Here is a 12,938-nt window from a genome sequence, read left to right as displayed (position 1 = left end):
TGAGGGCGTTTAGTCAAAATTCAATCGGTTTGCACGGATATTTTTTCTGGAAATATTAAAGCGGTGATTCATTTCACAGATTAATAAATATCATGCCATCGGGTCCATAATAAGTGATCCAGGTTACGGCAATTCGCTATCATCAGCATATCATTCCGGGTATCTGGTCGATTCAGGGGATAATCGTCGGTCAGAAAATAGACATAACCACATATGTACTGTGTGTTTAGTACATCAATCGGCAGCTTGAAAAGAAGGTTCACATGTTAAACAACATTCGTATCGAAGAAGATTTGTTGGGTACCAGGGAAGTTCCAGCGGATGCCTACTATGGTGTTCACACTCTGAGAGCGATTGAAAACTTCTACATCAGCAACAGCAAAATCAGCGATATCCCTGAATTTGTACGCGGCATGGTGATGGTGAAGAAAGCGGCAGCCATGGCTAACAAAGAGCTGCAAACTATCCCTAAAAACATCGCCAATACCATTATCGCCGCCTGCGATGAAGTGCTGAACAACGGCAAGTGCATGGATCAGTTCCCGGTCGACGTCTATCAGGGCGGCGCGGGTACATCGGTGAACATGAATACCAACGAGGTGCTGGCAAACATCGGTCTCGAACTGATGGGCCACCAGAAGGGTGAGTACCAGTACCTGAACCCGAACGATCACGTCAATAAATGTCAGTCCACCAACGACGCCTACCCGACCGGTTTCCGTATCGCCGTATACGCCTCTGTTGTGAAGCTGGTTGATGCGATTAACCAACTGGGCGAAGGGTTCCAGAACAAGGCCGTCGAATTCCAGGACATCCTGAAAATGGGTCGTACCCAGCTGCAGGACGCCGTGCCGATGACCCTCGGTCAGGAGTTCCACGCGTTTAACGTGCTGCTGAACGAAGAAACGAAAAACCTGATGCGCACTTCTGAACTGCTGCTGGAGGTGAACCTCGGCGCAACGGCCATCGGTACGCGTCTGAATACGCCGGACGGCTATCAGCAGCTGGCAGTGCAGAAGCTGGCCGAAGTCTCCAACCTGGCGGTTGTTCCGGCAGAAGACCTGATTGAAGCGACCTCCGACTGCGGCGCCTACGTGATGGTGCACAGCGCGCTGAAACGCCTGGCGGTGAAACTGTCCAAAATCTGTAACGACCTGCGCCTGCTCTCTTCCGGGCCTCGTGCCGGTCTGAACGAAATCAACCTGCCGGAACTGCAGGCGGGTTCTTCCATCATGCCAGCTAAAGTGAACCCGGTCGTACCTGAAGTGGTAAATCAGGTATGCTTCAAAGTCATCGGCAATGACATTACCGTCACCATGGCTTCTGAAGCTGGCCAGCTGCAGCTGAACGTGATGGAGCCGGTGATTGGCCAGGCGATGTTCGAATCCATTCACATTCTGACCAACGCCTGCTACAACCTGCTGGAAAAATGCATCAACGGTATCACCGCTAACAAAGCGGTATGTGAAAGCTACGTTTATAACTCCATCGGCATCGTGACCTACCTTAACCCGTTCATCGGTCACCACAACGGCGACATCGTCGGTAAGATCTGTGCCGAAACCGGTAAAAGCGTACGAGAGGTCGTACTTGAGCGTGGCCTGCTGACAGAAGCCGAGTTGGATGATATCTTCTCGGCGCAAAACTTAATGCACCCGGCCTATAAAGCAAAAAGATATACGGATGAAAGTGAACAATAACAGTTCAGGTTAAACTTCATGAAGGCACGTCAAATGACGTGCCTTTTTTCTTTTTAGGCGTTACCAAAACACAACAATTTAATATCAACTTGTTAATAAACAAGGCAGGCACTTATGTTTGGAGCAGAACTCGTCATCGTCCTGTTGGCGATATACTTAGGCGCAAGACTTGGGGGGATCGGCATCGGTTTTGCCGGTGGTCTCGGCGTTCTTGTCCTTACTCTCTTTTTTCAAATTAAACCAGGCGCTATCCCGTTCGACGTTATTGAGATCATCATGGCGGTTATCGCCGCTATCGCAGCCATGCAGGTGGCAGGCGGTATGGACTACCTGGTCAGTCTGGCGGAGCGTATGCTGCGCCGTCACCCTAAATACATCACCTTCCTTGCGCCGCTGGTCACCTGGTTTATGACCATTCTGGCCGGTACCGGCCATACCGCGTTCTCCACCCTGCCGGTGATTACCGAAGTGGCGAAAGAGCAGGGCATCCGTCCGTCTCGTCCGCTCTCCATTGCCGTTGTCGCGTCGCAGATTGCCATCACCGCCTCGCCAATTTCCGCCGCCGTGGTGTTCTTTGCCGGTATCCTGGAGCCGCTGGGGGTGAGCTACCTGACCCTGCTGGCGATCTGTATTCCGGTAACCCTGATTGCCGTGATGATCACCGCCGTGTTCTGTAACTTCCTTGGTGCTGAGCTGAAAGACGATCCGGTCTATCAGGAACGTCTGGCAAAAGGTGAAGTGAAGCTGCGCGGCAGCCAGGCGTTTGTCCTGAAGCCGCACGCTAAACGTTCCGTATTACTCTTCCTGATCGGGATTGTCGCGGTGATGTTCTACGCCACCGCTATCAGCGATACCGTTGGGCTGATCCAGAACCCGGTCCTGCCGCGTAACGAAGCGATCGTGGTGTTTATGCTCACCATCGCCACCCTGATTAGCATCACCTGCAAAATCGACACCAGCGAAGTGCTTAACGCCAGCACCTTCAAATCTGGTATGAGCGCCTGCGTGTGCGTACTGGGCGTGGCGTGGCTGGGTGATACCTTCGTGAAAGCCCACATCAACGATATCCAGACAGTGGCGGGCGACCTGCTGCACAACTACCCGTGGTTGCTGGCGGTGGTGCTGTTCTTTGCCGCTACCCTGCTCTACTCTCAGGCCGCCACCACTAAGGCGCTGATGCCAGCGGCACTGATGCTGGGCGTCTCTCCGCTGACCGCCATTGCCTCTTTTGCTGCCGTTTCCGCCCTGTTTGTCCTGCCAACCTACCCGACGCTGCTGGCCGCCGTCGAAATGGATGACACCGGCTCAACCCGCATCGGTAAATACGTCTTTAACCACGCCTTCCTGATCCCGGGCGTGATTGCCATTAGCCTCTGTGTGATCCTCGGCTTCATCATTGGCGGGATTGTGCTGTAAACCCCTTTTGGTTGTAAAAAGAGTTAAAGTCGGGCCGCTTAGCGGCCCGATTCATTAATGAGCACCGGCCCGTCGTGGTATAGTGATTTTTTTCGCGATAACGAGGTCGACCTGTGAACATGCCTGACACTGTTGTTGTACTCTGTACCGCCCCCGATGAAGCTACCGCTCAGGATCTGGCTGCCAAAGCCCTGGCAGACAAGCTCGCCGCCTGCGTGACCATCCTCCCCGGCGCCACCTCCCTCTACTACTGGGAAGGCAAACTGGAGCAGGAGTATGAAGTGCAGATGCTGCTCAAATCCAGCGTGGCCAATCAGCAAGCGCTCCTCGACTGTCTCAAATCGCATCATCCTTACCAGACCCCGGAACTGCTGGTACTGCCAGTGCTCCACGGTGATAACGACTATCTCTCATGGCTCAACGCTTCCTTACGCTGATTCTGCTGCTGTGCAGTACATCTGTTTTTGCCGGGTTGTTTGATGCACCCGGCCGCTCTAACTTCACGCCTGCCGATCGGGCTTTTGTATTCGATTTTCAGCAAAACCAACATGAACTGAATCTCAACTGGAATGTGAAGGAGGGATACTACCTCTACCGCAAGCAGATCAGCATTACCCCCGCTCAGGCGCAGGTCGGCGCACTCCAGTTGCCCGCCGGCGTTGCGCACGAAGATGAATTCTACGGTAAAAGTGAAATCTACCGGGGTCAGTTGTCTGTTCCCGTAACGGTAGCTCAGGCTGCTAAAGGTGCCACCCTGACGGTCACTTATCAGGGCTGTGCTGATGCGGGTTTATGCTACCCACCAGAAACTAAAGTGGTGCCGCTGAGCGAAGTAAAAGCGGCCGCAGCACCCGCTCCCGCAGCGCCTGAAAAAAAAGAAACTGCCCCACAGCAGGCTGGCGATGAACTGCCCTTCTCCGCTCTCTGGGCCTTATTAATCGGCATCGGCATTGCTTTTACGCCGTGCGTATTGCCTATGTACCCGCTCATCTCCGGCATCGTTCTTGGGGGTAAGCAGCGACTCTCTACCGCCCGCGCGCTGTTGCTGACGTTTATCTATGTGCAGGGGATGGCGCTCACCTATACCGCCCTCGGTCTTATCGTCGCAGCCGCCGGGCTCCAGTTCCAGGCGGCACTCCAGCATCCGTGGGTACTGATCGGCCTGTCAATCGTCTTTATCCTGCTGGCGCTTTCAATGTTTGGCCTCTTTAGCCTGCAGCTGCCCTCTTCCCTGCAAACCCGCTTAACGCTGATAAGCAATCGCCAGCAGGGCGGCTCCGCGGGCGGCGTATTTGCGATGGGTGCCATCGCCGGGCTGATCTGCTCGCCCTGCACCACCGCACCGCTCAGCGCCATCCTGCTCTATATCGCTCAGAGCGGTAATATGTGGCTCGGCGGCGGCACGCTCTACCTCTACGCGCTGGGAATGGGTCTGCCCCTGATTGTGGTGACGGTATTCGGTAACCGTCTGCTGCCGAAAAGCGGCCCGTGGATGGAGACGGTTAAAACCGCGTTTGGCTTCGTCATTCTGGCGTTGCCGGTGTTCCTGCTTGAGCGGGTGATCGGTGAGGTCTGGGGCCTGCGCCTGTGGGCCATGCTGGGTGTGGCATTCTTTAGCTGGGCGTTTATCAACAGCCTTAATGCCCGCAAGCCGTGGGTTCGTATTGTACAAATCCTGCTGCTGGCCGCCGCACTGGTGAGCGTGCGCCCGTTACAGGACTGGGCGTTTGGCACCCCCACCACGCAAAGCCAGGCGCACCTGACGTTTACCCCGGTTGAAAACATCGATGCATTACATCGCGCCCTGGCGCAGGCAGAGGGTAAACCGGTAATGCTCGACCTCTACGCCGACTGGTGCGTCGCCTGCAAAGAGTTTGAAAAATACACCTTTAGCGACCCGCTGGTGCAAAACGCCCTGAAAGATACCGTCCTTCTGCAGGCCAACGTTACGGCGAACAGCCCGGAGGATAAGACCTTGCTGAAGGAGCTTAACGTGCTCGGTCTGCCCACCATCTTGTTTTTCAATGCACAAGGTGAAGAGCAGCCCGCGCAACGGGTAACGGGCTTTATGGATGCCGCATCGTTCAGTGCGCATTTGCGCGATCGCCAACCGTAAGCGACACTTTAAGCGGGAAAGTACGAAAGTAGACGGAGGAGAATACCGTGCAACGTGAAGATGTTCTGGGCGCAACCCTACAATTACTTGAAATTCAAGGGATAGCCAGCACCTCGCTGGAAATGGTCGCTGAACGTGTTAATTATCCTCTGGATGAACTCCGTCGTTACTGGCCCGATAAAGAGGCACTGCTGTACGATGCCCTGCGCTACCTCAGTCAGCAGGTGGATAACTGGCGCAGGCAGCTGATGCTCAACAGCGAACTCTCTGCGGAGCAAAAGCTGATGTCGCGCTATACGGCGCTCACCGAATGCGTGCGAAATCACCGCTATCCCGGCTGCCTGTTTATTGCCGCCTGTACCTTTTTCCCGGATCCAGGTCACCCGATCCACCAGCTTGCCGAGCAGCAAAAACGCGCCTCCCATGATTTTACTCATGAACTGCTGACCACCCTGGAAGTGGACGATCCGGCGATGGTGGCAAAGCAGATGGATCTGATTCTGGAAGGCTGTCTCAGCCGGATGCTGGTGAACCGCAGCCAGGCTGATGTGGACACGGCCCAGCGGCTGGCGGAAGATATTCTGCACTTTGCGCAATGTCGTAAAGGTGGGGCGCTGACCTAAGCCAGCATTCCTGCCCAGGCGGAAATAAAGAGACAGAGCGCCATCAGGCGCTGAAAACGCACCATTGCCCTGGTGGTGCGAAACAGCCTGTTCACCGCCTGCCCCAGCCAGGCCCAGCACAGCAGGCAGGCCACTGAGATCGTTAAAAACCAGAGTGCCATCAGCGCGATATCCCGTAACGCATGTTCTCCCGCGGGCGCAAACAGGCTAACAACCGCCAGCGCCATCATCCAGGTTTTGGGATTGATCACCTGCAACAGCGCCGCCGCGCGGGCGGTAAAACGGGTATGCATAGCACCCGATAAGCTGGTTGCTGGCGCACAAAACAGCTGCCAGCTCATCCAGCTTAACCACAGCACCCCGGCCCAGCTCATCACCTGACGCACCAGCGGGTACTGATGCAGTAACTCACCCGCTCCGGCACCCGAAATCAACACAATCGCGCTGGCTGCCGCACAGGCGCTCACCAGCGCAGGCAGAGTCGCCTTAACGCCGTAATGCTGGCTGTTGGTCAAAATCAGGATATTGGTGGGCCCCGGCGTTATCGAGGCGACAAAAGCAAACAGCAGAAACGGGGTCAGATTCACAGGTGGCTCCTTTTTATAAGAGCCCTGACATTGACGCTATTTTCTGGAAACGTCTGGAAGGTTTGTGCACAAACGACGGTAGTGGGCAGGCGTAATGCGATAGGCGCGCTGGAACCAGCGTCCTAAATGACTTTGATCGGCAAACCCCAGCGCCGCCGCTACATTCACGGGCTGATCCCCGCGTGCCAGCAACTGCCGTGCTTTTGCCAGCCGCAGCTGAATAAGCCAGGCATGGGGCGCCAGGTGAAATTCGCGCTTAAAGCAGCGGGTGAGCGTGAAGCGATCGGTACCGGTCTCCCGGGCAAGATCGGAGAGGCCGATATTGTCACCCAGGTGGGCATAAAGATAATCCCGCGCACGGTGCGCCACCGCCGCGCTCTGTCGTTGGCAGGGTAACTTTTTGCGCCAGTGGCAATGTGACGTGAGCTGCGCGAGCAGATTATCCATCGTGCTTTGCTGGACTATCTTCATCTCGTCATTGTGCAGCGCGGCAAAGGTATCGCCGATGGTGCGCACCAGCTGCGGCTCGCGGGTCAGCGTTTGGGTGAAATGCAGGGAGTAACTGCCGGGAGTGGATTCATACAGGCCATGCAGGGCATCGGTCAGCCAGCGCTCATCCAGGTAGAATGTCAGATAGGTAAAGCCGCCTGAGACGGGTGCGTCACCGTCGTGAATTTCGCCCGGTTCAAGCAAAAATGCATCTCCCGGATGACTACGATGGCGCTCACGGCGGCAATGGAACTGCTGGGTACCATTGAGGGTGATGCCTACCAGATAACTGTCGTGCCAGTGCGGATCGTAGGCGTGGCCTTCAAAGTGCGCCTTGATCGTCTCTATTCCCGTATCCGCATGCTGTCGCAGCTCAAGCCAGTCGTTCAAAGTCGCCCCCTTTTTCGCTATCAGCATTGCCCGAGATTATGTTTCTATCTGGAATATTTGTGCAAAATCGACGCGCAAACGGACAGATTGCCGCAATCTTAAGCAGTTGAACAGCATTTCCCGAAATAAGGTTGACGACCCTACGCGATTACGGTTTAATGCGCCTCGTTGCCCGGATAGCTCAGTCGGTAGAGCAGGGGATTGAAAATCCCCGTGTCCTTGGTTCGATTCCGAGTCCGGGCACCACTATTCAGAGAACCCAGCCTTATGGCTGGGTTTTTGCTTTCTGAAGAGCGCACGTTCCATCGAACTACTTTTGCGTTTCAACATACCTGTCACTTAATCATCACCGACGACAGTCGATACCAGCCATCACTTAACTTTCCCTGATTAGCCAGCTGGATACGCGCCTTGCTGTTTCTGTCCACCAGCGCCACGTCCAGATGATAGCGTCCTGCCGCAAGGCCAGGCTGAGTAGCCAGCTGATAAGCAGAGCTGTGCCCGCCCGGCAGCCACTGACGAATGTCGTCCCCGGCGCTGCCCTGGGCTACCGTATGTTTACCCCTATCCTGGAGCCGCCAGGCCAGGGTATAACGCAGATAGATCGGCGCCACGCCATCGTTGGACCATTGGCTAGTGAGCGATACGACCTGCCCCGCACGCACGCTCGCCGGATGGGTCAGCGACACCACCCGGAAGCGGTAGCCTATTTTTGTCAGCGCCTTGTCCACAATGTCGCGATACACCCTGGGTATGTCAGTGGATTTAATGTTCAGGGTGCTGGCATGCTGCGCCAGCGCCCAGTCAAAGGTGGCCTGGACCTCTTCGCGCGTATACTTTTGCGTGGTTAGCCATTCCGCCATATGGCCGCAGATCTCAAGGCTGACTGGCGCCTTTTTCCACGCTTCATTGAATCCCGGCCAGGCCGCCTGTGCCGCCGCGATACGCTCCGGATAATCATTGGCCATGTGGCTCCAGGATGGGCTAAAGTTGCGCCAGTCTCCCCAGCAGTCCGCCCGCCAGCCCGCCCCTTTTTTGGCTGCATAGGCCACGGAATCATAGCCGTTAATTAGCATGACTTTGGGCGTGTCAGGGAAGGCGCTAAAATGCATGTCAACGTAGCGGTTGAGCAGCGCGGCGGAATAGCGTTCCTGCAACGGCCGCAGGCCCGGGAAGTTGCTGTTATGCCACTCTCCCCATGCCCCGACCATCCCGATGTCGATGAACGCCAGCTCCGGGTTATTGTTATACCGCGCGCCAAACGCCTGCAGAAGTCGCTGGGCATACGCCAGGTAGAGAGGATCGTCCAGATCGGGGGCAAAGGTTTTATGATCCGCCGTCCAGGTGCCTTTGATCCCTTTATCGATAAGCCATTGGGGGATCTCTGAGCCTGACTCCGGCCCATCAAGGATCATAAACCGCAGGCCGACGTTCATGGCTGGCTGGTGCGCGGCCGCAGCAGCAAACCCCTCATCTACCAGCGCAAAATTGTACTGCCCTTCGCGCGGTTCTACTTCACTCCAGTAATAACGTCGGTACTCGAGGCCCGTCTCCGGATAGTCTGCAATGCTTAAGTCCCGCTCCTGAAAACGGGCAACGCCGTTCCCCGGGTTTACCAGAGGGCCACTGAAAGCGGGTGGATTCACCGTTTGTAAGGTTTCCACGCTCTGCGACCAGGCCCAACCTGAAAAGAATATCAGCACCCCGGTGGCAAGTCGTAACAATCCTTTTTTACCGCATGGCAGATCGTCTAAGCGCATTAAATACCCCTTTCCCCAGTGTTTCACGTCCACTGAGGACATTTTATTTCACAGGATATATCCCCGGACTCACCCAATATTACTATTTCCTTGCGCAAACGCTGGGCTAATGTTGATATGTCACTTCGCGGGAAGAGTGAGTGTCATGATTCACCTTTCATACCTCTGGGCCAAAAGACACCGCTTATTTCTGGATTTATTCATATTTACTCATGAGTAGCATGGTAAAATGTTCAATAAAAATAACAGAATAATCAAAAAACTGTTTTTCCATGAGTCCTGGGACATCATGGTCATTAACAGTCACGGCCAGCATATTTTCCCGGAAAACACGCTGGATATCCTCTGCAACGCAAAAGCACGGCGGCTTGATAAAAAATATATCTTCCAGGCCGATCCTTTTATTATAGATAAAGGCGATCGACTGTATGTTTTTTATGAAGCATTCTCTTTTTTAAACTCAAAAGGCGTGCTGCGCTGCCGCATCCTCAATAAACACCTTGAGGAGATGGACGACGTTAAGCTTGAAGGGTTTGACGATTTAAAATGTCATCTCTCCTTCCCTTTCCTGTTTGAACTCGATGGCAAACTGTTCATGATCCCGGAATCGGCAGAGCGGAAAGAGGTTATTCTGTTCCAGTCAGTCGATTTTCCCGCGCGTTGGGAAAAGGTCAAAGTGCTGGTTTCAGACATGGCCGTAACGGATAACGTGATTTTTGAGCTCAATGGCGTCAATTACCTGGTCTCCACAACAATGGACAATGAGCTGGTGATCCACACCGCCGAGGGCATTTTTGGCGACTGGCAGCAAATTTCTCCTGCCCTGGATATCTGTAATGTGCATTTCAGAGGTGCCGGCAAACCATACTCCATTAATGACAAAACGTACCTTTTTACTCAGGAGTGCAATCCTGATGCCTATGGAAAATCCATATTCATCAAGGAATTGACCAACCTGACTTCGCATAAATATGAAGATAAGCTGGTAGGAAAAATAAGTTCGTCGATTAATAACAGTGACGGTATCCACACGTTAAACTTTACCGATAACTATATTGTCTACGATACAAAACATCTCACTTTTAGCCTGCTTTCAACCCTTAAAAAGCTGACGTATAAAATTATGGTTAATCATCGTAAGCGTCTTTTTAACTAAGTGACAATAATGGTTAAGAGAACTAACCTAACCATAGTGACAGGATAAAACGCTGCATAAAAGCCTCCCTTTTCCGCCACGTCCGTGTGCGGGCGAATGCTGGCTTTTTTGGGGGTGGATATGGCAATTCTGGTTACGGGCGGTGCAGGCTATATTGGTTCACATACAGTTCTGACATTACTGGAGCGAGGAGAAGAGGTCGTTGTTATTGATAACCTTTCTAATGCCTCGCAGGAGTCATTAATTCGGGTCGCACAATTAACGGGTAAGCAGCCGACGGTCTGTATCGCTGACATTCTGGACCGCGAGGCCTTAAAAACCCTTTTTTCGCAATACACCATTACCGACGTCATCCATTTCGCTGGCCTGAAATCTGTTTCAGAGTCTATTGCCCTGCCTCTGGCCTATTATGAAAATAATGTGGTCGGGACGATGGTACTTTTGGATGAAATGCAGCAGGCAGGCGTAACCAGTCTTATTTTCAGCTCATCGGCCACGGTTTATGGCAATCCCGATACCGTCCCCTTAAGCGAGAAGTCGCGAACCGGTGGGACAACGAATCCGTACGGCACCTCCAAGCTGATGGTTGAACACATTTTGCGGGATTTCGCGGCGGCGCAACCGCAATTTAAAATCACCTGTCTGCGCTATTTCAATCCCGTGGGGGCGCACTCCTCAGGACGACTGGGAGAAGATCCTAACGGTATTCCCAATAATCTCGTGCCCTATATTTCTCAGGTTGCCATCGGCAAGCTGGCGTGCCTGACCGTCTTTGGTAATGATTATCCCACACCTGACGGGACCGGCATTCGTGATTACATCCATGTGATGGATCTCGCCCACGGCCATCTGGCCGCGCTGGATCATAAAGATGAAGGGGATGCCTTTAAGGTTATCAACCTCGGTACCGGGATCGGTTATTCGGTAATTGATCTGATTAAGGCATTCGAAAAAGCGGCGCAGACCAGAATCAACTACCGCATCGTCGGCAGGCGATCCGGAGATGTGGCGGAGTGCTGGTCGGACTCCTCGCTGGCACGCCAGCTACTGGGATGGCAGGCCACACGCAACCTTGATGAGATGATGCGCGACGCCTGGAACTGGCAGAAGAACAATCCCGGCGGCTACAACGCCTGAGCATCAGCAAGGTAATGCGGTGCCATAAGGCACCGCTTATCTACTCATACTTCAGGTTGAGCCACCAGTCCCAGATCCCGACGTGGAAGTGCTGGAATACATCTATCCCCAGCGCCGACTTAATCATATACAGCGTCAGCAGCACGCAGCACAGCAGGAACAGCGAGGCAAACAGAATGAGGAAGGTCACCAGGATACGCGACAGCTTTGACTCGGGCCGCGTGCGAGCACGAAGATCCCGCCCCAGTAAGAACACCATATAGAGGCGTTTGCCGAAAAAAGGGAAACTTTTACGAATATCAATCCGATGCCGCGAGGCCAGAGTCACCGAGACGATCGCGTTCTCAATTTCCTCTTTTTGTTCAGGGGTCAGCTGAGCGGTAACGTTCTTATCAAGTACTTCGTAAAAACGATCGATCACTATCGGGTTTCTGGACTTACTGGTCAATTTTAACCTATTGATTTATCTAATCTATGGTAAATGGAGACGGTTTTCCGGGCGATTTCATCCCAGTTGTAACGCTTCAGAAAATCACCGTAATCGATGCGCGGCGAGGTCGCCTGGCTTGCCATTTTCGCGGCTAAATCAGCGGTGTTTCCAAGCTTAAAACTGGTCTCATCCGGCAAGCCAACCTCCAGATTCGGCAGAATATCGCTGACCACCACCGGCAGCGAGTAGGACATCGCCTCCAGCAGCGCAATGGGCAGCCCCTCATGGTACGACGGCATGACAAAAAGTGAAGCCTGCGAGAAGACAACCTGCAGCGCCTCCCCCTTCAAAAACCCCGTCATCACCACGCCAGGCGTCTCAAACGCGAGCTGTTTCAGACGCAAACTGTATTCCGAGGGATGATCCGCATCCCCGACCAGCACCAACGGCAGCGTCAGGCCCGACTGTTGATACGCGGCGATGGCGTCATGCATCCCCTTCTCTTCAACAAAACGCCCGACCATCACGATATAACGTCCCGGCTGCAAATCATACCGCCCGAGGATTTTGTCGATCGTCGCGTCCTCCAGCGGTGCTGGCACGTTAACACCGTTATAAACCAGATGCGCATCATAGCGGTGGTACTTCTGCTGGACCAGCTGGTTGATCACCTCAGAAATCACAATCACTTCACTGGCGTACTTCACCGCCACTTTCTCACCCAGCATCAGGATTTTTTTCGCCATCCTGCCCCATTTCTGGCGCTCGTAATCCGGCCCGTGATGGGTAAAGACCACGCGTTTGCCCAGCAGGCGTAACAGCGGCACCACGAGGCCAGGACCGATGGCGTGAACATGAACAATATCGGATCGATCGACGAATGTCCTCAACGCAGCAATAACGGAGTGCACAATGGCCTCCAGACTGCGTTTTTTGGGCGCCCACAGCGCCAGCGTCTCAACGTTTTTGTAGCGTGAGCGCCGGTAGGGAACATAGGGTGACCGGGCAATGACGCAAATTTCCACGTCATACTGCTGGCGGATAGCCGGGTACAGATTCTGACAATGGGTTTCGACGCCGCCTAATACATCGGGGATCCCGCGGGTACCCAACACCGTGATTTTTTTCGCCATG

At 53.9% G+C, this 12,938-nt stretch carries 12 protein-coding genes and 1 tRNA gene; 8 read left to right on the top strand and 5 right to left on the bottom strand.

Annotation, left to right across the window (positions count from 1 at the left end; translation table 11 throughout):
• Positions 1 to 263 precede the first annotated feature (263 nt).
• From aspA to MXM41_RS11470, 5 genes are all read left to right on the top strand, one after another.
• Positions 264 to 1,700, top strand: a complete 1,437-nt coding sequence (gene aspA / locus MXM41_RS11490) for an aspartate ammonia-lyase (protein WP_325932055.1) — start codon at positions 264 to 266, stop codon at positions 1,698 to 1,700.
• Positions 1,701 to 1,814: 114 nt separating this feature from the next.
• Positions 1,815 to 3,116 (top strand): anaerobic C4-dicarboxylate transporter, encoded by a 1,302-nt coding sequence (locus tag MXM41_RS11485; protein ID WP_325932054.1) that lies wholly within the window; start codon positions 1,815 to 1,817, stop codon positions 3,114 to 3,116.
• Between the two features lie 113 nt (positions 3,117 to 3,229).
• Positions 3,230 to 3,553 (top strand): divalent cation tolerance protein CutA, encoded by a 324-nt coding sequence (cutA, locus tag MXM41_RS11480; protein WP_325932053.1) that lies wholly within the window; start codon positions 3,230 to 3,232, stop codon positions 3,551 to 3,553.
• Positions 3,529 to 5,232: a protein-disulfide reductase DsbD gene (locus MXM41_RS11475; RefSeq protein WP_325932052.1), complete on the top strand. Its 1,704-nt coding sequence runs from the start codon at positions 3,529 to 3,531 to the stop codon at positions 5,230 to 5,232. Before cutA ends, MXM41_RS11475 begins: the two co-directional genes overlap by 25 nt.
• Positions 5,233 to 5,279: 47 nt before the next feature.
• Entirely contained in the window at positions 5,280 to 5,855 is a 576-nt protein-coding gene (locus MXM41_RS11470; protein WP_325932051.1) for a transcriptional regulator, read from the top strand.
• Here MXM41_RS11470 and MXM41_RS11465 read toward each other — a convergent pair.
• Together MXM41_RS11465 and MXM41_RS11460 are read right to left on the bottom strand one after the other, a co-directional pair.
• Positions 5,852 to 6,442, bottom strand: a complete 591-nt coding sequence (locus MXM41_RS11465) for a LysE family translocator (protein ID WP_325932050.1) — start codon at positions 6,440 to 6,442, stop codon at positions 5,852 to 5,854. The genes MXM41_RS11470 and MXM41_RS11465 overlap by 4 nt on opposite strands.
• 36 nt (positions 6,443 to 6,478) lie before the next feature.
• Positions 6,479 to 7,348: an AraC family ligand binding domain-containing protein gene (locus MXM41_RS11460; RefSeq protein WP_418936783.1), complete on the bottom strand. Its 870-nt coding sequence runs from the start codon at positions 7,346 to 7,348 to the stop codon at positions 6,479 to 6,481.
• Positions 7,349 to 7,491: 143 nt separating this feature from the next.
• Between MXM41_RS11460 and MXM41_RS11455 the strand changes: the two genes are divergently transcribed.
• Positions 7,492 to 7,567: transfer RNA gene (locus tag MXM41_RS11455), tRNA-Phe, on the top strand.
• 89 nt (positions 7,568 to 7,656) lie between these two features.
• On the opposite strand, the gene MXM41_RS11450 is transcribed toward MXM41_RS11455, so the two are convergent.
• Positions 7,657 to 9,081, bottom strand: coding sequence for a DUF4832 domain-containing protein (locus tag MXM41_RS11450; RefSeq protein ID WP_325932048.1), 1,425 nt, complete (start codon positions 9,079 to 9,081; stop codon positions 7,657 to 7,659).
• 229 nt (positions 9,082 to 9,310) lie between these two features.
• Between MXM41_RS11450 and MXM41_RS11445 the strand changes: the two genes are divergently transcribed.
• Both MXM41_RS11445 and galE read left to right on the top strand, forming a co-directional pair.
• Positions 9,311 to 10,237 (top strand): hypothetical protein, encoded by a 927-nt coding sequence (locus MXM41_RS11445; protein WP_418936782.1) that lies wholly within the window; start codon positions 9,311 to 9,313, stop codon positions 10,235 to 10,237.
• A gap of 120 nt (positions 10,238 to 10,357) precedes the next feature.
• Entirely contained in the window at positions 10,358 to 11,374 is a 1,017-nt protein-coding gene (gene galE, locus MXM41_RS11440) for a UDP-glucose 4-epimerase GalE (protein WP_325932045.1), read from the top strand.
• 40 nt (positions 11,375 to 11,414) lie between these two features.
• Here galE and MXM41_RS11435 read toward each other — a convergent pair whose 3' ends face one another.
• The gene (locus MXM41_RS11435; protein WP_325932044.1) at positions 11,415 to 11,822 is read right to left on the bottom strand and encodes a hypothetical protein; all 408 of its coding nucleotides are present in this window, start codon (positions 11,820 to 11,822) and stop codon (positions 11,415 to 11,417) included.
• 2 nt (positions 11,823 to 11,824) lie between these two features.
• Entirely contained in the window at positions 11,825 to 12,937 is a 1,113-nt protein-coding gene (locus MXM41_RS11430; protein WP_325932043.1) for a glycosyltransferase family 4 protein, read from the bottom strand.
• Between the last annotated feature and the right edge of the window lies 1 nt (position 12,938).

It is taken from the genome of Leclercia adecarboxylata (assembly GCF_035787115.1).
Taxonomy (GTDB): Bacteria; Pseudomonadota; Gammaproteobacteria; order Enterobacterales; family Enterobacteriaceae; genus Enterobacter; species Enterobacter adecarboxylatus_E.
Note: the sequence above shows the minus strand (reverse complement) of the source record. Positions and strands in the feature narration are given on the sequence as shown.